This is a genomic window from Patescibacteria group bacterium (assembly GCA_018819405.1).
In the GTDB taxonomy this organism is placed as follows: Bacteria; Patescibacteriota; Patescibacteriia; order UBA1558; family GWA2-36-10; genus XYD1-37-29.
In genome coordinates this window covers 516,475-539,632 of sequence record JAHJQF010000001.1, presented here as the reverse complement: position 1 = coordinate 539,632, position 23,158 = coordinate 516,475, and the positions used below count along the sequence as shown (strand labels likewise).

The window sequence follows — 23,158 nt, the reverse complement described above, 5'->3', positions numbered from 1 at the left end:
TTCAACGAGGCTATTTTTTATCTTCACCTTCTTTAGTTTCGCCTTCTTCACCTTCTTTAGTTTCGCCTTCTTCACCTTCTTTAGTTTCGCCTTCAGCACCAGCAACAGGAGTAGCCACTTCTTCAATTTTAATTTTCTTCGGCAAAGTAACATCAACTACTGGATCATTTGGGTTATTCAAAATATTTACTTTATCATCTACTTGTAGATCTGAAATAATCAATTTCTGACCAAGCTCTTTCAATAAACTGACATCCACATCTATCTTAGCTGGTAAATCAGCTGGCAAACATCGCACATTAACTGAAATATTTTTGGTATTTACCTGACCACCTTGCTCACGCACAGCAGTCGAGATTCCTACAAAGGCCAATGGCACTTTGGTAGTAAGCTCTTTTTTCTCATCAATAGCCATAAAATCAACATGTGACAAAGTGTCTTTGACAGGATCCTGTTGGTATTCACGGACAATAACTTTGATGGTTTTATCTCCAACTTTTATAGAAATAATATTGCTAGTTCCAGCTTCTTTGAGCACTTTTAGTAGCTCCAAATAAGCCAAATCAATAGATATTGGCTCCTGAGAAAAGCCATAAATAACTCCTGGGACTCTTTTTGAATCACGGATTTCTGTCAACTGACCTTGAGTGCCAGTCTTACGTTCTTTTGCTTCTAGTACAAATTCTGCCATATTTTTTCTTATAAATTAAAAACACAGTGGCTCTATTTAATCATAAAAAGGGTCCACTGTCAAGAACTTATTATCCATTCCTCAAATGCACACTTTGTGCTATACCCAAAGCGATCATTACAGCCCAGACTGAACTACCGCCAGCTGAAACTAAGGGTAAAGGAATACCTGTAACCGGTGATATTCCCATATTCATACCAATATTTATAAAAGTCTGTACCAAAAGCATAGCTGCAATACCCAATATCAGATAAGCTCCAAAATCATCCTGACTTTTCCTCATTATCAAAAATAATCTATAAAATATAAAAGCAAATAAGGCTAACAACAAACCTGTTCCCACCAAACCTAAATCCTCAGCAATTACGGCAAATATAAAATCTGTGCCCGGCTCAGGCAAAAATCTCAAGCTACTTTGTGAGCCTAGAGCTAGACCTCTGCCAAAAGTTTGTCCAGAACCAACAGCAATTATTGACTGTATGACATTGTAGCCCTCACCTTGAGGATCAAGACCTGGGTTGAAGAAAGTTAATATTCTAGACTGTTGATAAGATTGTAAAAGGAAAAACCAGCTTATTACTACCACTACCAAAAATACTGCCAAGAGCCACCAAAAATGCTGACGTTTAATACCGGTAAATAAAAGCATTATTATCCAGGTACCCAAAAGCACCAAGGCTGAACCAAGATCAGGCTGCAGAGTAACTAGTCCGACAAAAGCAAGCGTAAGTAAACCAGAAATAAAAATATGTTTAAACATAAAAAACTCATTAGCGTAATGAGCAAAATATCTGGCCAGAGCTATAACCAAAGCAATTTTAGCAAACTCTACCGGCTGCAAAACAAAAGGACCGACGGACAACCAACCAGTCGTACCTTTTATCTCTACACCAAAAAATAAAACAAACAAAAGAACCAATACAAATAATATAAAAATCAATTTGGCATAAGTCAACCAAACATTATAATTTATACTGGCTAAGAAAAAAAATAAAACAAAACCTGATAAGGCAAAAAGTATTTGTTTTTTAAAAACAGCGAAATTTGCCGTATCAGTATTCAAACTAAGACTATATAAAATGCTAATTCCTAAAACTAGCAAAATTAGAACAGCAAAAAATAACAACCAGTCTATCTTTTGCCATTTGGCTAAAAAAATCCTCATAAATTTATCAAATCGCCGCTCGGGTTGTCCACATAAATATCTTTAATATTGCCTTTGTCCATTTTATTTATGACCGGCAACACTTCTACTTTAGTCACTCGGGGCAATTTGTCAAGCCAGACCACCTCCAGCTCTCTCTTTTCCAAAGCTAAAAAATCATGAGTCAAAAGATAATTAACACCAATTATTTTATCACCATTATACAAAACTACCTGCCAGCCCACATCCCAAAAATTATTTAAGGTCATATTTTGGGCTTGCCAAATTACTCGGGCAGGAACATCTATCACCTCTTTGCCAACTTCCAGCCTAGTAGCAGCCTGAAATTTTACATTGGATACAGAAAAATTTATATCATAAAAATTTGGTCCAACCCTCTGCCAGTCTTGCTCGCCCAATTCCACATCCAAATCAACTACACCCTTACTTGATTCATGAGAAAATAAAATTAATAATTGTGTTTCATCCGGATTTAGAAAAGTGCTTTCTTCGGGTAAAGTCTCACCATTGACCACAAAACTATATTTTAACTCACGCAAAGCCCAGTCTGTGTTATGGTTTACAATTGGCACCACCAAATTATATTTTCTTTCTCCCAACGAAATAAATTGAGGTTTACCTATTGCCAGATTTATAGGCGCGCGCTTTATATGATAAGTCTCCCAATCAAAAGACGCGTTCTCCAAATTGGCTGCTGCTTTTTCAAAATTACCACCCTGTAGGTAAGTAATAACACGCCAAGCCAAAAAAATATATAAAATAGCTAAAACTAATATGGATAAACCATAAAATACTTTTATAATTTGAGGTCTATGCGTAACGAAAAAATAACCTCGTTCTAATTCTTTTTGACTAATTGGTTTGTATTCGTCCATACTTTAATATTATACAATATTTTACTCTCAAAAGCCAGATTTGGCATTATATGAACTACTATGTTATAATAAAGACGAAATAAAAAAATAAAAAAAATAAAATGTTAGAAAATTCAAAAGATTTATTAAATTTGCTCCTGGGATTTTCGGTAACTCTAGTGGCCATACTATTCTCTTGGGTACTGTATGAAATAGCCAAAACAATTAAAGGCCTCAATAATACCCTAAAAGTAATAGAAAATATTGCCAATGGCATTGATGAAGGAGTTCAAAATTTCAAAAGTAAAGCTGGTAATGCTTCCGCTTTTTTGACTGTATTCGTCAAAAGCGCCCAATCAATCATAAAAACTATCAGCGAAAAAAAAGGCGCCAGAAAAAATTCCAAAAACAAAAAATAATAAAAACCCCTCGATTTAATTCAATTACGCTCACCACAAATCGCTCGGGCAAACAAAAACAAAAACAAATTATTTGATTTATTTTTTATAAATCAACATCCCGATAAATTTTAATCTCCCTAACGAGTGTTATCGGGTTTTATTATTCATCCCATTAAATATTTACTCCCGTTAAATCCCGAAAAGCGGGACTTAACGGGGTAAAAACAAATTATGCTTATTCACCTCCATAATCACTCTCATTACAGCCTACTTGATGGCTTGAGTACTATAGACCAACTAGTAAAAAAGGCTAAAGAGCAGGCAGTCAATGCTTTGGCTCTGACTGATCATGGTGTTATGTATGGAGCTATAGAATTTTATCAAAAATGTCTGGCTAGTGGCATAAAACCGATCATCGGTGTTGAATGTTATGTTGCCCCTGGTTCAATATCCGACAGAAACCACAAAGAAAAACCATATCATCTTATTCTCTTGGCAGAAAACAACCAAGGATACAAAAACCTTCTCAAATTGACTACCATTGCTCATCTGGAAGGTTTTTATTATAAACCAAGAATAGATTGGGAAATATTAAAAAAACACAAAGAAGGATTAATAGCCGCCACAGCCTGTCTAGGTGGACCATTGGCTCGCCACATCAAAGCCGGACAACACCAGACTGTCCAAGAAAATCTCAAGACACTCTTAGATATTTTTGGAAATGATCATTTATATTTGGAATTACAACACCGAAATGATAGTGAACAAGAAATAGTCAATGAAGAATACAAAAAAATTTCCAAGCAACATAATATACCCCTTATTATCACCAATGATGTCCACTACATAAATTCTGATGATAATGAAGCCCAAGATATATTACTCTGTATACAAACAAAGCATAAGCAGTCGGATGAAGATAGGATGTCATACCTAGGAGACGATTTCTCTATGATTTCTGAAAATAAAGTCAAAGAATTATTTGGCGACGAAATACAAACCGCAATTGATAACACTCAAAAATTAGCTGACCGTTGCAATATAGAAATAGAGTTGGGCACTATTCAATTGCCTGAATACCAGTTACAAAATGCTAACAGTGCCGAGGAAGAGCTAAAACAATTATGCCTCTTGGGCGTAAAAAAACGCTACGGATACGAGATAGACCAAATCCCGACCAATATCAAAGAAAGATTGGATTATGAGCTCTCTATCATAACTAAGACTGGTTTTGCGGCCTACTTTTTGATAGTGCAAGATTTTGTCAATTGGGCCAAAGAACAAAAGATAGTAGTCGGCCCAGGTCGTGGATCAGCTGCTGGATCGCTGGTATCTTACCTGATAAATATCACCAATATCGACCCCATCAAGTATGAGCTTATTTTTGAAAGATTCCTCAACCCAGAACGTATATCCATGCCTGATATTGATCTTGATTTTGCCGATATCAGACGTGAAGAAGTAATCCGCTATGTTGAAGAAAAGTATGGCAAAGATCACGTAGCCCAAATCATAACTTTTGGTACTATGGCTGCTCGAGCAGCTGTCAGAGACGTAGGACGTGTGATGGGTTATAGTTATGGCTACTGCGACCAACTGGCCAAAATGATTCCAATGTTTACTTCTCTGGAGGAAGCTTTGGCCAATGTCGATGATCTAAAAAGAATATATGAAGAAGATCCTGAAGCACAAAGACTATTGGACATGGCCAAAAAACTAGAAGGTCTAGCTCGCCACTCCTCTACCCACGCCTGTGCCGTACTAATCACCAAAGAGCCACTGACAAACTACACCCCTTTGCAATATGCCTCCGGTGACGATAAAACTATTATATCCCAATACTCTATGCACCCAGTTGAAGACCTGGGCTTACTCAAAATGGATTTTTTGGGCCTCAAAAATCTGACCATCTTAGAACAAACTATCGAGATAGTAGAAGCTACCAAAAATACCAAAATTAATATAGATCATTTGCCACTTGATGACCAAAAAACCTTTGATCTTTTCCAAAAAGGTGAAACCACCGGCGTATTCCAACTAGAATCCGGTGGCATGAAAAGATACCTCAAACAGCTCAAACCAACTGAGCTAGAAGATATCATTGCTATGGTCGCCCTATACCGCCCAGGACCGATGGAGTTTATCCCAGATTTTATTGCCGCCAAACATGGATTAAAAAAAGTAAACTACTTGCATCCCAAGTTGGAACCGATCCTAAAAAATACCTATGGTATTGCGGTATATCAGGAACAATTGATGAGAATTGTCAGAGACCTAGCTGGTTTTAGCTACGGTCAGGCTGATGTATTAAGAAAAGCGGTAGGTAAAAAAATAAAAGAACTGCTCGATGAGCAGGAGGAAAAAGTAGTATCAGGCTTGATAGATAACGGCGTAGACAAAAAAACTGCCAACAAAATATGGGAATTTATTGTGCCTTTTGCCAGATATGGTTTTAACAGATCACACGCTGCCTGCTACGCCATGATTGCCTATCAAACTGCCTATTTAAAAGCTAACTATCCAGAGGCTTTTATGGCCGCCCTTTTGACAGCCGACCAAGACAATATTGACAGGGTCACTATTGAAATAAAAGAATGTCGCAAAATGGATATAGATGTCTTACCGCCTGATGTCAATGAAAGTTTTTCTAATTTTTCAGTGGTAGAAAGTACTGATCCAAACAAAAAAGGAAAAATTCGTTTTGGGCTAAATGCTATTAAAAATGTTGGACACAATATTGCCAAAGTCATAATCTCTGAAAGAAAAAAGAACGGTCAGTACAAATCTCTGGAGGATTTTCTCTCTAGGATAAAAGATAAGGATCTAAACAAAAAATCACTCGAAAGCCTAATAAAAGCCGGCGCCTTAGATTCATTATCTAATCGCGGACAAGCTTTGGGAAATTTGATTACTATTTTGGAATTTAACAAAAAAATACAAAATGAACATAAAAGCGGACAAAATAATTTGTTTGCCGATTTACCACTAGCTAATACCACTTTTTCCCTCAAACTAGAACACTTTGATGATATAGACCAAAATACTAAACTTTCTTGGGAAAAAGAGCTAATGGGTCTTTATATATCCGACCACCCTTTCAAAAACGATCTGGAAATACTCAAAAAATATATTATCCCGTTGGATAAATTAAAAAACAAAGACGGAAACAATGTCCGAGTAGCTGGTATTATTACTTTTGTTCACAAAATAGTCACTCACAAAGGTCAGGCTATGCTCTTTGTCACTATAGAAGATTCCAGCTCTAGTATTGAAGTGATTGTCTTCCCTTCCATGTTGGAAACTACTTTCAATCTATGGAAAGACGAAAATAGAGTTTTGGTAGAAGGCAAGGTCTCTGAAAAAGACGGCCACCCCAAGGTGATTGCCGAAAGAGCAGAAATTATAAACCCAGAAACAATCAAAGATTTTAAAGCCAAAGGATTGTCTGAAAAAAAGCTTTGGCTAGTTTTACCCGAAGGTTTTGATAAAGATAAAATGGCTGAGCTCAAAAAAATATTGGACCAACATCCCGGACTTAGCCCAGTTTATCTGGAAATACATAATGGCCATATACGCAAGTTAAAAACCGACCTTAAAGTGCTACCGGATGAAAAACTAAAAGAAAAAATAAATAAATTTTTAGGGCCAAATAGCTGGAAATTAAAAACTAATTGATATTAATTTGATATCTCTGCTATAATAAACCCAGTTAGACCTGCTAAGGAGCTAGGCTTCTAACGGTTTAACTAGCTAAAAGTAATTAAATTGAAAAAATATGACAAATCCATCCAGAGCCAAAGGCAATATATATTCCAAAGTAGTTATTTTTTTCTTTTTTCTGACTCTTGTAGCTATTTTAATGATTGTCCACTTTGCTCTGGCTAAAGTAAAAATAAAAATATATAACAATCTGGAAAACAAAACTGGCTCTGTTTTGGTGGAAATGCAATCTGAAGATACTACTGAAATATCACCAGATGCTATATTGGGTAAAATCATAAACACTGAATTTGAAATATCAGCCAACATAAAAAGCAGTCAAGAAATGAGCAGCAGTGAAAAAGCCGGTGGCTATGTCACTATCTACAACAATTATTCTAAAAGTCAACCATTGATTAAAACCACTCGCCTACTGACACCTGATGGTAAATTATTTCGTATCAGTGAAGGTGTGACTGTGCCAGCTGGCGGACAAGTAGAGGTATGGGCCGAAGCCGATCAAACAGGTGCAGAATACGTAACCGAGGCTACTACCTTTATCATACCAGGACTATGGGAGGGCTTACAGGACAAAATATATGCTGAGACTACAGAAGGAATGAAACAAACTTCAATTCCTCATTATAGTGTCAGCCAAGAAAATCTTGACAAAGTAATAGCTGAATTAAAAACTAGCGCCGAAAAAAAAGCTGTAGAAAATATAAATAATATTTTACCGGAAAACCTATCAATATCCGCCAAACAAATAATATTTGAATTTGAAGTCGTGGAGTCCAGCGAGCTGGGAGATGTATCCGAAGAAACATCTGTGACTGAAAATGTGACGGCTCATGCCCTAATTTTTGACCAACAAAAACTATTTGAGCTTGCCCAAGAAAAATTCCAAAAAGAACTGGCTAGTAGTCAGACACTAATCAAATTCAACCCTGACAAATTTGATTATAAAATATTGGATATTAATTTTGAAAAAGAAGAAGCTGTCATAGAAGTAAGTTTGGAAGCGGAAATAAATAATGGCCAAAACGCTCTAAATATAAATAAAGAAGATTTGGTTGGTCTAGATGAAAACGGCTTACGTCAATATTTCCAAGATTTTAAAGCACAGAGAATTGATATAGACTTTTCTCCATTTTGGGTAAAATCTGCTCCCCGATTTAAAGATCATATAATAATCGAATAAAAACCAACCTTCGAGGTTAACCTCGAAGGTTGGTTTTCACCAAAAGCCCCCCCCCTGCCGAATAGGAGGGGGTTTTGAGGATTTTTAGATAATAAAAAACTCCGTCTCGCACCCTGATGGGAATATTGAGACGGAGTTTTGCGATCTGACCGAGGCCAAGTGTTTCCGCCTACGCTCTTGCGAGCTCCGGCGGACAAGCAAGAGACAATCAAGTCCCGAGGACACAAGTAGCCAAGAACCAGTTACTTGCGGACAGCGGCGAAACGAAAGTGGTCGTACCAGTCATCGTCGATCCAGTCCAGGCCGAGCTCGCGCTGACCATCAACGGAGTAGAGGAAACCGACAGAGCGGTCGCCATACGGATCCTGAGAGATAGAACCGAGGGCGACGATAGGAAACTGCTTCTGCAATTCGGGATAGCAAATGCCAAGCTCGAGTAGCTCGGACATAGTTGCCGGACGTAAGCCGTCGTCATCCAGAGCTTTGAGCACGGCCTTCGTGCTCATGTCCTCGCCGAAGTGCTTGAAAATAATGATGTTCGCTTCGTGCGGAGCATCAGCAGTGAAGTAGTCATCATTGATGTTGGAGTTGGTCCAATCATAATTGCCTCGACGAACCATATCACTGATGCTGTCCCCGGAAACTTCCAGTCGGTAGACACCACCCTCATGCCTGTTGACCAAGATCGTGGTCAAAGCAAGCAGAGTCAACACCAAAGCGAACAGGATGGTGAGCTTCTTCATGATTTTCCTCCAATTCTAGAGTTTTACTACGTCCGTGTTACATTATAGCCGTAGCAGTCAGACCAGATGATTTATATCCAAACTAACTGCTAAGGCCATATTTTTTGACCTAATTTAAAGTTCAAAATAATATCTAAGTATATCATGTATTTACTATTTTGTCAATAGTTTACAACAAATATTAAAATGAGCTATAATTATAAACGCCTTAGATGATTGGAATAGCAACCAACTATTCTTCCAGCATATGGAATCCCTCAAAACAGGGACTAAATCTCAATAAAATAAATGAGTTGCCTCCTTTTATAGGAGGAACTTGGGTGGAACCGCCCGTTTGACTCCTTAGGAGTCACTCAGGGTCCCAAGACTTAACTAGTCTTGGGTTATTTTAATTTTCACCCCGTTAAATACTGCTTTGCAGTGTTCGCGGGGCGAACATTTAACGGGGTAAAAATATGGACAAACAAGAAAAAATGCACCGCGTAAGACACTCTCTGTCTCACATCATGGCTATGGCAATACTCAAAAAGTTTCCTGATGCCAAACTAGCAATTGGGCCAACTATAGAAAATGGTTTTTATTATGATTTTCTATTGCCTGATAAACTATCAGACAATGATTTGCCAAAACTGGAAAAAGAAATGAAAAGAATCATAAAACAAAACATTAATTTTTCCAAACAAGTAGCGGCTAGAGACTCTGCCCTAAAAATGGCTAGCGATCAAATATTTAAGATTGAACTAATCAATGACTTGCCAGAAGACGAAGAAATTAGTTTTTACAGTTCCGGTGAATTTACTGATTTGTGCGCTGGACCACACGTGGAAAAAAGCTCAGAGATAAATATTGACGCCTTTAAGCTCACTACTACTGCCGGCGCTTATTGGCGTGGTGATGAAAAAAACCAAATGCTCACTCGTATCTATGGCGTAGCTTTTGAAACAAAAGAAGAGCTGGATGATTATTTGGAAAAGCTAAAACAAGCCAAAGAAAGAGACCATCGCAAGCTTGGTAAAGAAATGGATCTATTTACTTTTTCAGAGCTAGTCGGTGCTGGTATGCCTCTTTATACTCCCAAAGGCGCTCATGTCAGACGCCAAATTATAAATTTTTCTAATGAATTACAAAATAAAATAGGCTTTCAAGAAGTCCACACACCACAGATGAACAGAGCTGAACTTTTTCATGTTTCCGGACACTGGGAAAAATTCAAAGATGATATGATTTCAGCTAGCTCTCACTATAGTAAAGACGAATTCTTTCTAAAACCAATGAATTGCCCTCAGCATACTCAGATATTTGCTAGCAAAAAAAGAAGTTATCGTGATTTGCCTATCAGATACTCTGATTTTGCGAATCTTTTTAGAGACGAAAAGCCAGGAGAATTGTCTGGCCTGACCAGACTAAGGTGTTTTTCTCAAGACGATGGACACAGTTTCTGCCGTGAAGATCAAATAGAGTCAGAATTCAAAAATGTCTTGAGCATTATAAATGAAGCTCTAAAAACTTATGGTCTAAATTATTATGTCAGGTTGTCACTATGGGATCCCGAACAAAAAGAAAAATACCTCGGCGATGAAAAAGTTTGGGAAAAATCTCAGACACTCTTAGAAAAACTACTCAAAGAAAATAAAATAGAATACGAGTCAGCTACAGGTGAAGCGGCTTTTTATGGGCCAAAAATGGATATAATTGCCAAAGATGCTTTGTCACGTCAGTGGCAGATATCCACCATTCAATTGGACTTTAATATGCCAAAAAGATTTGAGCTCAGTTATACCGACCAAGACGGTACAGAAAAAACTCCCGTTATGATTCACCGAGCCATTATTGGCTCTCCCGAAAGATTTTTAGGGATTTTGATTGAGCATTATGGTGGTGCCTTTCCTTTATGGCTCTCCCCTGTCCATATCAAAATACTAACTGTCAATCAAAATCATATTGAGTTTGCTAAAAAAATTGCCGATGAATTTGCTGAAGAAAATATAATAACTGAAATTGATATGTCTGATGAAACCGTCGGCAACAAGATACGCAAATCGGCCAAAGAAAAATCTCCTTATACTCTAGTCATTGGTGACAAAGAAATGAATTCTGACAAACTATTTGTCAGAGTACGCGGCAAACAAGATCTTTTGGAAATAGACAAAAAAGAATTTATCTCAAAAATAAAAACCGACATCAAAAATCGTAGCCTGACTCTTTTATAATCCCGCCAAAGGCGGAGTCCCCGAATGGGGATCTAAAAGATTATAAATTTGTATTCTCATATTTAGTTTTAACCAATTAATACTAAGCTTATGGAAATCAAGACAGCGCTTACTTACGATGATGTTTTATTGGTGCCTCAAAAATCTGACATAAAATCCCGACAAGATGTCGATGTATCAAGCAGACTCAGTCGTAATATCAGTCTAAAAATTCCTATAGTCTCCGCCAATATGGACACTGTCACTGAAAGTCGTATGGCTATTGCCATGGCTATTTATGGCGGCATTGGCATTATTCACCGCTTTTGTGATATCACCACTCAGGCCAAAAAAATATCTCAAGTAAAAAGAAAACAAAATATCATCATAGATAATCCATTTTTTGTCTCACCAAAAAATACTCTCAAAGAAGTCAAAGAAAAAATCCTGGAATTCAACTGCAAAAGTTTTTTGGTAACTGACAATGACCAAAAACTACTAGGCATACTAACCAACCGAGACATTTCATTTATTGAGGATGCCGATGTATTGGTAGAAAAGCTCATGACGCCAAAAGAAAAGCTAATTACTGCTCACTTTGGTATTAGTATAGATGAAGCCAAACGTATAATGAATGAAAATAAGATAGAAAAATTACCTCTGATTGATAGTGATTTTAAAATAAAAGGCCTGATTACTGCCACAGACATCGCCAAAAATTACAATGAAAAAAATGCCAGCAAAGACAGTCGCGGCCGACTCTTGGTTGGGGCTGCCGTGGGAGTGCGTTCAGATTTTATGGACAGAGTTGATGCCTTGGTGCAAGCTGATGTTGATGTACTGATACTTGATATTGCCCATGGACATTCTGACAACGCTCTCAACACTATAGGAAAAATCAAAGAAAAATATCCTAATGTAGAAATAATTGGTGGCAATATTGCTACCGGCCAAGGTGCCAAAGATCTTATAAAAGCCGGTGTAGACGCTGTCAAAATTGGTGTCGGTCCAGGCTCAATTTGCACCACAAGGATTACTACTGGTTTTGGCGTACCCCAGCTGACAGCGATAATGAATGCTTACCAGGTGTGTAAAAAATACGATATTCCTATGATTGCAGATGGTGGCATCAAACAATCCGGTGATCTGGTCAAAGCACTAGCTGCCGGAGCTGATACTGTTATGATGGGTGGCCAGCTATCAGGCACCACCGAATCACCAGGTCCAACTATCAATTATCATGGCAGACAGTACAAAGTTTCGCGCGGCATGGCTTCACTCACTGCCGCATTATCACGTCCTGACTCCAAAGAAAGTATGGACAAAATTACTCCAGAAGGAGTAGAAGCTCGTGTCCCCTACCGCGGCCCTGTGAAAAATATTTTAAATCAGTATGTAGGTGGCTTACGGTCAGGTATGAGCTACGCTAATGCCAGAAATTTAGAGGAACTAAAAAAGAACGCTCAGTTTATCAGAATAACCGATTCCGGAATGCGAGAATCAAAATCTCATGACAATGAACTTTTGTAACTTGTCTTAAAATGCTATAATAAACCCAGTTAGAAATTCACAATTATAAACCAGAATAAAATATTATTATTTGTAAAAATATTTTTCTATAATTTCTAACTGGGTAAAAAACGACTAAATATTAAAATTAAAAAATCATGAAAATTTTTAAATTATTTAGTTTATTTCTAATAAGCGGATTATTTGCTGGGTTATTTTTTTCAAATAGTGCCTTAGCCCAAACAAACGATAATTTAGCCAACGCTCTAGCTGAATATGAAGCTGATGAAATAGACGCTCCCGCCTTGGGCACTTCTGATCCTTTGGTCTTACCAGGTGATGGCGGCTATTGGTGGCAAAATCTCAAAGAAAATGTCGGTCTATTTTTTACTTTCAACCAAGAAAAAAAAGCTGAAAAATTACAAGAAATAGCCAGTCGTCGTCTTTTGGAAGCTAAAAAACTAGCTGAAATAGGCACTGATAACGCTGCTACAAGAATAGAAGATGCTTTGGCTAAATACCAGATCCGAATGGAAGAGTTGAGTCAAAAGCTTAAAGACAATCCTAATATCTCTGAAGACATTCTGACCAAATTTGATACCAATCAATTGAGACATCAACAAATACTAAGTGACGTCGCCGAAAAATTGAGAAATAAAGCACCAAATAAAACTATTGACGAAATCCAAAAAATAAAAGATGAAAACGCCCTAAACTGGTACAATACAAACCCGGATCAAATCCAACAAAGACTGGAAAATTCCATCCAAAATAATGACCTGGGCAGCAAATTTAAACAATTAAGAAACATTGCTACCTTAGAAGAATTAAAAAATGTGTTACCAGAAGAAGCCGGTGACAAAATAACAGCCGCCAAAGAAATAGCTGAAGAAAGACTCAATCAAAAGTTAGAAAATTTGGACAGACAAGATCAAGAAAAAATAGAAAAATATATCAATAACATAAAAACGACCGAGGTAGTCAAACAAAAATTTATAAGTAACCTGAAAGATAGTCCAAATTTGTCTGCTCAAACTAGGCAAACCATCGCTAATTCTTTTGAAAGATACAATAGCCAATTAAGAACACGCTTTGAAAGCCTAAGTGATGAAGAAAAAGAAAAGTTTTTGGACCAATTTGAAAACAAATTACGTAGTCACCCAGCCAATCTAGAATTTTTGCAAGGTCTTGATATGCCACAATTTAAAGAGAGAATACAAAACTTAATTGAAATACAGCAAGAAGGCCTGAAGGAAAAAATCCAAAGCACTACTGATCCTGTCAAATTAAGAACACTAGAACAAAACCTACGAGAATATCCTGTACTAAGAAAAGAAATACAGGAAAGACAAAAAATGATGCCTACCAAACCCAATCTCAACATCCGCTCTTATCAGGCTCAACCAACTGATAGTAACCAATAAAAAAATAATCAACCCTGAGCGTAGTCAAAGGGTTGATTTTTTATAAGGAAAAATATACAATTTCTTCTATGCAAAGAAAAAAGAAATTTCATCTTATTATATTTGGCTGTCAGATGAATTATTCTGATGCCGAACGTCTGGCGACAGTTTTGAAAAAGCTCGGTTACCAAGAGACCAATCAGGAAAAAGATGCTGATCTTATTGGTATTGTAGCCTGCTCTGTCAGACAAGCGGCTGTAGATAGACTATATAGCAAACTAAGAGATTGGCAAATTATCAAAGAAAAAAGACCCCTAATAACTCTGCTATCAGGCTGCATTTTAGAGCGTGACCAAAAAAAATTGGCTGATAAATTTGATCTTTTTATTGATATAAAAAACCTTCACAATTTGGCCGATCAACTAAAAAATATTGCCCCCGAAGAAAAATTAGCTTTGCCAGATTTTTTTGATATCAGCCCTAGCTACAAATCAAAACATCGTGCCTATGTACCTATCATGACAGGCTGTAATAAATTTTGTTCGTACTGTGCTGTCCCCTATACCCGTGGACGAGAAGTATCTAGACCATCAAAAGCTGTAATAGAAGAAATCCAGGAACTACTAGCAAAAGGCTATACAGAAATAATACTCCTTGGACAAAATGTAAATAGCTATGGGAAAGATTTGATAAAACAAAATAAGAAAGAATTGGATTTCCCAGAATTACTAAAAAAAATTGATAGTTTATCAGATCATTTTTGGTTAAAATTTTTAACCAGCCATCCTTATGATATGAGTGACAAACTCATAAACATCATGGCTGAATGCAAAAATCTCAATGATTATCTGCATCTACCTGTACAATCAGGCTCAAACAAAATTCTTAAAAAAATGAACCGCCATTACAAAATAGCTGACTACAAAAAATTAATAAAAAAAATTAGAAAAAAAATACCAAATATAGCAATTTCAACAGATATTATAGTAGGCTTTTGCTCGGAAACAAATAAAGATTTTCAAGCCACACTCAAATTGGCCAAAGAGATGAAATATAATATGACCTACCTGGGCCAATATTCTAGCCGAGCTGGCACTGTAGCCTGGCGCCTATACAAAGATGATGTGCCAAAAAATACCAAAAAATCCCGCTGGCAAAAACTGAACACAATAATTGAACAGCAATCTTTGGAATTTAATAAAAACTTAATTGGTCAAAAGCGAGAAGTTTTGATAGATGCCGTCAACAAAACCGGAGACAATTATCTGAATATAGGCAAATTATCAAACTATGTGGCCGTACACATTGAAAGCAAAAAACCACTTAATGTCGGAAAATTTTACAATGCCAATATAATAGAAGCCAAACACTGGGGTGTCAAAGCAAAATTGAAAGATAAAATAGCTGTTATCCTTGGGCCCACTGCTGCCGGCAAATCTGACTTAGCTGTAAAAATTGCCAAACAATTTAATGGCGAAATAATATCGGCTGATTCCAGACAAATTTATAAAGGTATGAATATTGCCAGCAATAAAATCACCAAAGAGGAAATGAAAGGTATTGTCCATCATATGCTGGATATCACCACTCCTGATAAAGAATACAATCTTTATAACTGGCAACAGGACGCTTTTAAAACTATTAAAAAAATCTTGGCCAAAAACAAACTGCCGATTATTGCCGGTGGCACCGGACTTTATATATCTTCAATTTTACAAAATTATGATTTAAATCCAAAAAATCCACAGCTGAGAAAATGCCCTTATGACTTTGTTGTCTTCGGACTCTCCCCTGACAGAGACAAGCTATACCAAAAAATAAACAAAAGAGTTGATAGAATGTTCGGTGACGGATCAATACAAGAAGTCAAAAAACTCTACAAAAAATACCCGCACAAAAAACTAAGCTCATTGACTGGTATTGGCTACCGAGAAATCATAGAATATTTGGATGGCAAGATAAGCTTAGAAACTGCCATTGATAAAATCAAAAAAAATACCCGCCACTACGCCAAAAGGCAAATGACTTGGTTTCGCCGCATGGAAAAACAAGGTATAAAAATACACTGGAACAAAAATATTACTCAGACAAAAAAATCAATAAAAGAATTTTTGAAATAATTTTAAAGACCCGCTAGAAAGCGCTTGACGCAATCATGATGCGGGTCTTTAGTTTTACCCTCAGTATTGAAGGCTAGCCTACCTTATCCTTGGGCTGTTTGGAATTGAGGTCCTCGGTCTCGACGCTGCCATCCGGCTTGAATGTCTTCCTGATCTTGAGGTGAGTATTCTCAATGACTGTCCAGGCTTCCCAGCTGGGGTAGCCCACTGTCATCGCCACAATCAAACCATCGTGTTCGATAGCCACCCCGTTGTCCGGGACGAAGTGAAGCCTCTGCAGACTGCAGGGGCAGTGACAGGAAGTAGCCGCCCGAGCCACAACCGTGACATGACCAGTACATTCATCCACCTTACACTGGCTGGACACCAATTTCATGCGGGTCAAAACCCTCCCTCCTTGCAGATGGAACTGCAGCTCCGGCAATATGTGTCCTTCCTGCTCCAGTTGTAGCAGATTCCAAAGGGCATTACCTACAGCATTGCCCTCAAAGTGAGGTGCCGGCTTTTCTACTACCGGATAATTGATAATTACGGCCATCTTGAACCCCTTCCTAGGCTAGAGTAAAATAACAGCGAACCTGATAAAATAACCATAAAAATACTCTCCTGTCAACTATAAAACCGTCCAAAGCGAAGACTACGGCCAGTATATATTTTACAACTTTTTTATAATACCATTTATAGCATCTACACTGACCCTATCTCCGTCTTTGAAGACTTTGGTGGCTATTTTGGTACCCACTACACAAGGAATTTTAAGTTCCCTAGCTACTATGGCGGCGTGACAAGTAATACCTCCATCATTAGTCACTATAGCTGCCGCTTTTTTCATAGCCGGAACTAGAGATGGAAAAGTAGTGCGCGCTACCATGACATCTCCTTTATTCATCTTATGCATTTCCTCTGGTAAATTTACTATCTTTACCTGTCCGTTGATTTTACCGGGACGAGCCGAAGTACCCCTGATTTCATCTACTATCTTGATTTGTTCCTGCTCAAGATTTTGCGTAGCCAAAAATTTTTCCGCTTTTTCACTAGCATAAATTTTTGCTTTTAAGCCAGAAAATATATAAACACTTTTTTTAAATCTCTGGTTGAGAGTCCTAGTATCAAATTTGCCCTTTTTTAAAGCCAAGGCAACTTCATCAAAAGTCATCATCCTAAACTGCTTCAAAGACAAATGCAAACGCTTAGCCATTTCTTTATGAACAAATTCCAATAAATAACAATAATAAAACCAAGCATCTTTACGATATGACTTTATATATATAATATCTTTAGCTAAATCAAAATATTTTTTTTCCTTACCTTTTAGAGATAGTTTTTTGATAAGCTCTTGTCTAGATTTTTTGTTATCTAGCGTCTGTTTTCTTAAGACTTTTATATTTTGCTCTGCTTTTACTCTTTGTCTGAGCAAGCCCGACCACATACTAATATAATAATCTAGCTCATAAGCTGGCCCTATATATGTATAGGGCATCCATAGCCATTTTTTGTAATGCTTTAATATTTTATTTCTCAGTTTAACATCTATTTCAGATAAATTATCCTCTATATACTTTATATCTTGATTGGTAAATATTTTTTTGGCTTTAGGGTCTTTTTTTATAGCTTGTAAAATCTCTAAAGATTCTATTTCCTCCTGCATAGATAAACTCATCTTATCTGGTGTGGTAAGTAGAGAAAAAGCTTCTGCTACACTTATATCTATTTTATTTTGTTTTATCTTGTCCTCTACTATACTCATCAAAAATTTTGATAAATCTTCTCCGTCGGAATCTACAAACCAAGTAGTAAGTGTCAGCCTACCTTCCGCTTCAAAAAATTTTTTTTGTAATTTATCGTGAAATTTGACAAGCTGATCATCACTCATTTTGCCAAAATCATAATTTAAATTTTCTTTGATAAAATTAAATAATTTTTTGATATCAACAATCCCTTGTCTCTGAAATTTAAAGACAAAATCAGGCTTGGTTTTTATAATATCTAAAATAGCTTCTATAAAATTCCGTAATTGTTTGTCCGGTATATAAGCGCCAGTCAGATCATAATTTTCGCCAATCAATAAAAAATCTTTTAAAATATCTCTGCCAATTAGCTTCTTTTGATCACGTATAGCAGAAAAAACAGGTGGCCCAGTGACTATGACGGGCATCCTGTATATTTCAAAATTACGTCTCCAAACAAAACCACTCATATCAAGAGCTTAATTTTTCTTTGAGCATTTCCTCAGCTTTTTGCGGATTGGCTTTACCCCTACTCTCTTTCATAACCAGACCAAGTAAAAACTTGAGCACAGCTGCTTTGCCGGCCTGATATTCTTTGACTTGCTCAGGATTGCTCATTATTACTTTTATTACAATACCATCTAAAGTCATATCATCCTCAATCTGAGCTAGGTCAAGACGCTCGGCAATGTGAGAGGGGTCGTCATCAGCTCCATTAAACATTTCTTTTAGAATTATCTGTCCAGCAGAGCTGTTTATTTTCTTTTCATAAATAAGCGTCAAAAGCTCAGACATATTTTCGGCACTGATTTTCAAATCCTCTATCTTGAATTTGCCTTTTATCAGACCAAAAAGCTCACTAGTAATCCAACTATAAGCTAGTTTAGATAATTTAGCTTTATGTTCCTGCCAAAGAGTTTCAGCCTCTTTACTATCTTCTCCTAGCCCTTTGGACTTAAACATCCAAGCCCGCAAATCGGACATTACATTTTCATAATAATTTGCCCAGATTCTTTGATTGATAAGCTCCCAAGCATCTTTTGAGCTAAGGCGATATTCTGTAACAAAGCGGTCTTTTCTATGAAGCGGTAGTTCCGGCATCATACTTTGCACTTCAGTCAGCAAATTTTCACTAATATGCAAAAGGGGCAAATCTGGCTCCGGAAAATACCGATAATCAGACGAGCCCTCTTTGGTACGCTGAAGGATTGTTTCTTCTTTGTCTTCGTCCCAACCGCGAGTTTCTGTCTTTTGTGGTGGAGTCTTGGCCTCCCATAGTTTGGCCTGTCGTTTTTCTTCAAACAGCAAAGCTTTTTCTACAGCTTTAAATGAGTTTAGATTTTTAACTTCTGTTTTGGCATAATAATCATGATCACCCATTGGCCTTAGTGATATATTGGCATCACATCTCATGTGGCCTTTTTCCATATCAGCATCAGAAACTCCCAAATATCTGGCAATCAGACGAAGCTCAATTAAAAATTCTTTGGCTTCCTTAGGGCTCTTAAAGTCCGGTTGAGTGACAATCTCAGCTAGTGGTGTGCCACCACGGTTAAAATCTACCAAAGTCTTACCTGTGCTATGTATATTTTTGGCAGCGTCCTCCTCTAGATGTAGTCTCTCTATACCAATACTCCATTTTTGCTCATCTATTTCAATAACCAAGTGCCCATCATGAGCCAAAGGCTCATCAAACTGAGATATCTGATAGCCTTTTGGCAAATCAGGATAAAAATAATTTTTTCTGTCAAACTTTGATATTTTATTTATCTTACAATTCAAAGCCAAAGCCATCATCAAACCCATCTTGACTGCCTCTTTATTGACTGTTGGAAGTGTGCCCGGATGACCCAAACAAATTGGGCACACCAAAGTATTTGGCTCCTTACCATCACTGGCATTGGAACAATGACAAAACATCTTACTCTTTGTCTTGAGTTGCAAATGAATCTCTAAACCTATAATTGTTTGGTATTTAGCCACCCCAGTATAAAAATTTAAGAATTATTTATTGCCCCGTTTATTATTATAACAAATTTTTTACGGGGCAGGTACTATAACTATATATATTTTTTTAACTTCTGACAAACTTCATCGTGAATGCTATCTATTGTTCTCATATGTCCAGTACCATCATCACAGTCTATTATTTCCCAATTATATTTTTTGGCCACATATTGTCCAGCCTCAAGAGCATCACGTAAATGATTTAAATCATTCTCATGTATATCATTTTTTGATTTGAGATTGTCATGACGACCATCTTTGCTAAGTGCCAAATTTTGAGAAATCTCTGCTGAAACATTCATAAAAAATACTACATCTGGTCTAGGAATTGCAAAAATATTAAATTCCAACTCATCCAACCAATCCAAAAATATATCTCGCTCTTTTTGATCTTTGATCTTGCCGGCCTGATGGACCATATTAGATGTAGCATAGCGATTGGCTAGTACAATTTTACCATCTTCCAGCCATCTCTTCATATCAAAAGAAGCATCGTATCTGTCCATAGCATAAAAAATACTAGCCCGATAAGCCCCTACGTCTTTGGCAGCGCCAAAATCACCATTGAGGTATTTTTCTACCATGACTGCCGCTGGCTGTCCGTAACGTGGAAAATCTACGATTTCTATAAGCTGCCCATCTTTGATTAGCTTTTCTTTGAGCAAATTAAATTGAGTAGTTTTACCACTGCCATCACCGCCTTCTATGACTATTAATTTTCCTTTTGACATATTTTATAAAAACCAATAATTTATAATCCCTGATATCAAAACAATAGTGATTATTATAGTAGTTATCAAAATTCCGCTTTGACCAGCTTGTTTATACGCTTTCCAAGACGAATACAGCCAAAAAGGTTGGGCTAATAAATTAATTATTAATCCATATTGAGGAAATTTTAAAGCTATTGCCACCTGAGCTCCTATAGTTAGCGATGGCAGGGCAATTTGAACGCCTCTATTTAAAATTAGATTTTTATCCATATTTTAATTTAATAACCACTTGAGGCCAGCATATTATCTCCCCTGTTTGTTTCATCAAGCTCATCTACTTCTTCTAGTTCTACTGTTTCATGACGCTCTATAATCATCTGACAAATACGGTGACCTTTAGCTATTTTGTAAGTTTCTTGCCCTAGATTAATCATAATGATTTGCACTTCACCACGAAAATTGGAATCAAAAACTCCGCCCATAGTGTGAATGCCGTGTTTGGCTGGCAGACCTCCACGATCCCTGACATTGCCCCAATAGCCGTCTGGAATAGCAATAGCAATGCCAGTTTCTACTATTATCCTTTCGCCAGGTTTGATTTCATAATCACGATAACTATAAAAATCCATCGCTGCGTCGCCTGGCCTCATAGTCTGGGGCATCTGGGCATCTGGATATATTTTTTTAGCTTTTATTTTCACCCCGTTAGAAATTAATGATTAAATAACTTTTTCCCTGTTAGTAAAATCAACACTGATTTATTATACTTTAACACCATAACGTTATCTGGTGAATTTCTAACGGGGTTCATGGCTGTCTATATTTTCTAAAACTTTTAATACTTTATTTAAAATTTCATCTCCTCTATCTACATCTTCTTTCTCTGTCCTATCTTTTTCTATGAAATCAGGGCTAGTACAATAATTTACAAAAGTATCTATTTCTGTCACCAATGTTTGAGTCTCATTATTGTCACTGCCCTCCAAATAATCTTCTTTAAATAAGACCAGCTGGCCAACCAAAGCTGTAAACCAGCCTCGTCTTATCTTAAAGTTGCTATCAATGGAATTGCTATGAATAATTTCTTTAGGTACATCATTACTATATCCGTCCCTCAATTTTGTAAACATACCTATATAATATTCAATACTCTCCGATTTTGATTCAGGCAAAGACTCATTACTAGGTATTTCTGTTCTCATATATTTTATCTGGTCAATTCTAAATATTTAAACTTTGTGCCTTCGTATTCTTGTGTTTCTGATTCTGAAACAATATTTTTAAATTCATCGTACTCCGGAAAATAAGTATCTGCTTCAAAAGTCTTGTCTATGATAGTCAAATACAACTTGTCAGCATACTTGATAGATTGTCTATATATTGAGGCACCACCAATAAAAAAAATTTCATCATCGCCTGATGCCTTGGCATATTCAATGGCCTCTTCTATAGAATGTAGCACCACTGCATCATCCACTTTCCAATCTTTGTCCAAAGTAAGCACTATATTTTGTCTATTGGGTAGGGCCTTACCCATAGATTGGTAAGTAGTTTGCCCCATGATGACCATGTGCCCCTGAGTAATTTTTTTAAAATGCTGCAAATCCGGTGGCAAATGCACCAATAATTTATTTTTGTAACCAATACCTCTGTCACGGGCTATGGCTGCTATTAAACTTATTGTCATGATTTTTTATCTGTCATTGCGAGGAACTTAGTGACGAAGCAATCTAAAAGATTTTAGATCGCCACGCCCTTTGGGCTCGCGATGACAATTAATTAAACTGCAATTGGTGCTTTTATAATAGGATATGGATCATAGCCCTCTAATGTAAAATCTTCAAATTTAAAATCTTCAATATTTTTGACATCTGAATTTATTTTCATGATCGGAAGTTGTCTTGGCTCACGTGATAATTGTTCTTTAACCTGGTCAAAATGATTGCTATAAATATGCAAATCACCATAGACATGAACGAATACACCGGGTTTCAAACCAACTACTTGAGCTACCATCATCAAAAGCAACGAATAAGAAGCAATATTAAAAGGCACACCCAAAAATGTGTCACAGCTCCTTTGATACATTTGTAGTGACAATTTACCGTCAGCTACATAAAATTGGTAAAGCAAATGACAAGGTGGCAAAGCCATCTTGGGGATTTCTGGTGGATTCCAAGCAGACACTATCATACGCCTGTCATTGGGGTTTGTTTTTAATCTTTCAATCACATCCTTGAGTTGGTCTACCCCGCCAAAATCACGCCACTGTTTGCCATAAACTGGACCGAGATCACCCCACTTTTTGGCAAACTCGTCATCATTTTTTACATTATCTACAAACTCTTGCATTTTTTCTTCCCACTCAGGTGTATATTTTGGATATTTATCTGCCAATCCATTGGCTTCCAGATATTTTTGGTATGGCCACTCATTCCAAATACGCACACCATTGTCTACCAAATATTTGATATTGGTATCCCCCCTGACAAACCAGATAAGCTCATGAATTATTCCTTTTAAAAATACTTTTTTGGTAGTGAGTAATGGAAAGCCTTCGGACAAATCAAATCTGGCCTGAGCACCAAAAACACTACGCGTACCTACACCAGTACGGTCACTTTTGTCTACGCCCTCATCCATTATTTTTTGAAGTAGTTGTAAATATTGTTTCATTTTCTTACCGTCATTGCGAGAATATTTAGCGACGAAGCAATCTACAATATTTAGATTGCC

The 23,158-nt window shown here is 36.9% G+C and carries 20 protein-coding genes; 7 read left to right on the top strand and 13 right to left on the bottom strand.

What is annotated here, in order from left to right:
• Positions 1 to 10: 10 nt before the first annotated feature.
• From KKH39_02770 to KKH39_02760, 3 genes are all read right to left on the bottom strand, one after another.
• Positions 11 to 691, bottom strand: a complete 681-nt coding sequence (locus KKH39_02770; GenBank protein MBU1202939.1) for a 50S ribosomal protein L25 — start codon at positions 689 to 691, stop codon at positions 11 to 13.
• Between the two features lie 70 nt (positions 692 to 761).
• Positions 762 to 1,856: a rod shape-determining protein RodA gene (gene rodA, locus KKH39_02765; protein ID MBU1202938.1), complete on the bottom strand. Its 1,095-nt coding sequence runs from the start codon at positions 1,854 to 1,856 to the stop codon at positions 762 to 764.
• The gene (locus tag KKH39_02760; GenBank protein ID MBU1202937.1) at positions 1,853 to 2,731 is read right to left on the bottom strand and encodes a hypothetical protein; all 879 of its coding nucleotides are present in this window, start codon (positions 2,729 to 2,731) and stop codon (positions 1,853 to 1,855) included. The genes rodA and KKH39_02760 overlap by 4 nt, the downstream gene beginning before the upstream one ends.
• Before the next feature lie 101 nt (positions 2,732 to 2,832).
• Between KKH39_02760 and KKH39_02755 the strand changes: the two genes are divergently transcribed.
• From KKH39_02755 to KKH39_02745, 3 genes are all read left to right on the top strand, one after another.
• The gene (locus KKH39_02755; GenBank protein MBU1202936.1) at positions 2,833 to 3,129 is read left to right on the top strand and encodes a hypothetical protein; all 297 of its coding nucleotides are present in this window, start codon (positions 2,833 to 2,835) and stop codon (positions 3,127 to 3,129) included.
• A gap of 213 nt (positions 3,130 to 3,342) precedes the next feature.
• Complete coding sequence (locus KKH39_02750) at positions 3,343 to 6,786, top strand: DNA polymerase III subunit alpha (GenBank protein ID MBU1202935.1); 3,444 nt, start codon at positions 3,343 to 3,345, stop codon at positions 6,784 to 6,786.
• Positions 6,787 to 6,886: 100 nt separating this feature from the next.
• Entirely contained in the window at positions 6,887 to 8,011 is a 1,125-nt protein-coding gene (locus KKH39_02745; GenBank protein MBU1202934.1) for a hypothetical protein, read from the top strand.
• 242 nt (positions 8,012 to 8,253) lie between these two features.
• On the opposite strand, the gene KKH39_02740 is transcribed toward KKH39_02745, so the two are convergent.
• On the bottom strand, positions 8,254 to 8,754 hold the full coding sequence (locus KKH39_02740; GenBank protein ID MBU1202933.1) for a hypothetical protein: 501 nt from the start codon (positions 8,752 to 8,754) through the stop codon (positions 8,254 to 8,256).
• A gap of 455 nt (positions 8,755 to 9,209) precedes the next feature.
• Here KKH39_02740 and thrS point away from each other — a divergent pair, with 455 nt between their 5' ends.
• The 4 genes from thrS to miaB all read left to right on the top strand — a co-directional run bounded on the left by thrS (position 9,210) and on the right by miaB (position 15,975).
• Positions 9,210 to 10,964 carry a threonine--tRNA ligase gene (gene thrS / locus KKH39_02735; protein MBU1202932.1) on the top strand — a complete coding sequence of 585 codons (1,755 nt, stop codon included), beginning with the start codon at positions 9,210 to 9,212 and terminating at the stop codon, positions 10,962 to 10,964.
• Between the two features lie 90 nt (positions 10,965 to 11,054).
• Positions 11,055 to 12,473, top strand: coding sequence for an IMP dehydrogenase (gene guaB / locus KKH39_02730; GenBank protein MBU1202931.1), 1,419 nt, complete (start codon positions 11,055 to 11,057; stop codon positions 12,471 to 12,473).
• 137 nt (positions 12,474 to 12,610) lie between these two features.
• Positions 12,611 to 13,876 (top strand): hypothetical protein, encoded by a 1,266-nt coding sequence (locus tag KKH39_02725; GenBank protein MBU1202930.1) that lies wholly within the window; start codon positions 12,611 to 12,613, stop codon positions 13,874 to 13,876.
• A gap of 68 nt (positions 13,877 to 13,944) precedes the next feature.
• Positions 13,945 to 15,975: a tRNA (N6-isopentenyl adenosine(37)-C2)-methylthiotransferase MiaB gene (miaB, locus tag KKH39_02720; protein MBU1202929.1), complete on the top strand. Its 2,031-nt coding sequence runs from the start codon at positions 13,945 to 13,947 to the stop codon at positions 15,973 to 15,975.
• A 73-nt stretch (positions 15,976 to 16,048) separates the two neighbouring features.
• Here miaB and KKH39_02715 read toward each other — a convergent pair whose 3' ends face one another.
• From KKH39_02715 to KKH39_02675, 9 genes are all read right to left on the bottom strand, one after another.
• Entirely contained in the window at positions 16,049 to 16,513 is a 465-nt protein-coding gene (locus KKH39_02715) for a hypothetical protein (protein MBU1202928.1), read from the bottom strand.
• A gap of 117 nt (positions 16,514 to 16,630) precedes the next feature.
• Positions 16,631 to 18,172: a hypothetical protein gene (locus KKH39_02710; GenBank protein MBU1202927.1), complete on the bottom strand. Its 1,542-nt coding sequence runs from the start codon at positions 18,170 to 18,172 to the stop codon at positions 16,631 to 16,633.
• A 1-nt stretch (position 18,173) separates the two neighbouring features.
• Complete coding sequence (gatB, locus tag KKH39_02705; GenBank protein ID MBU1202926.1) at positions 18,174 to 19,685, bottom strand: Asp-tRNA(Asn)/Glu-tRNA(Gln) amidotransferase subunit GatB; 1,512 nt, start codon at positions 19,683 to 19,685, stop codon at positions 18,174 to 18,176.
• A gap of 77 nt (positions 19,686 to 19,762) precedes the next feature.
• Positions 19,763 to 20,440: a thymidylate kinase gene (locus KKH39_02700; GenBank protein MBU1202925.1), complete on the bottom strand. Its 678-nt coding sequence runs from the start codon at positions 20,438 to 20,440 to the stop codon at positions 19,763 to 19,765.
• A 3-nt stretch (positions 20,441 to 20,443) separates the two neighbouring features.
• On the bottom strand, positions 20,444 to 20,692 hold the full coding sequence (locus tag KKH39_02695) for a hypothetical protein (protein MBU1202924.1): 249 nt from the start codon (positions 20,690 to 20,692) through the stop codon (positions 20,444 to 20,446).
• Between the two features lie 8 nt (positions 20,693 to 20,700).
• A complete protein-coding gene (gene dut / locus KKH39_02690) occupies positions 20,701 to 21,123 on the bottom strand; it encodes a dUTP diphosphatase (protein MBU1202923.1) in 423 nt (140 codons plus the stop codon).
• Between the two features lie 96 nt (positions 21,124 to 21,219).
• A complete protein-coding gene (locus tag KKH39_02685) occupies positions 21,220 to 21,624 on the bottom strand; it encodes a hypothetical protein (protein ID MBU1202922.1) in 405 nt (134 codons plus the stop codon).
• 5 nt (positions 21,625 to 21,629) lie between these two features.
• The gene (locus tag KKH39_02680; GenBank protein MBU1202921.1) at positions 21,630 to 22,109 is read right to left on the bottom strand and encodes a dihydrofolate reductase; all 480 of its coding nucleotides are present in this window, start codon (positions 22,107 to 22,109) and stop codon (positions 21,630 to 21,632) included.
• A gap of 92 nt (positions 22,110 to 22,201) precedes the next feature.
• Entirely contained in the window at positions 22,202 to 23,098 is an 897-nt protein-coding gene (locus tag KKH39_02675) for a thymidylate synthase (protein ID MBU1202920.1), read from the bottom strand.
• Between the last annotated feature and the right edge of the window lie 60 nt (positions 23,099 to 23,158).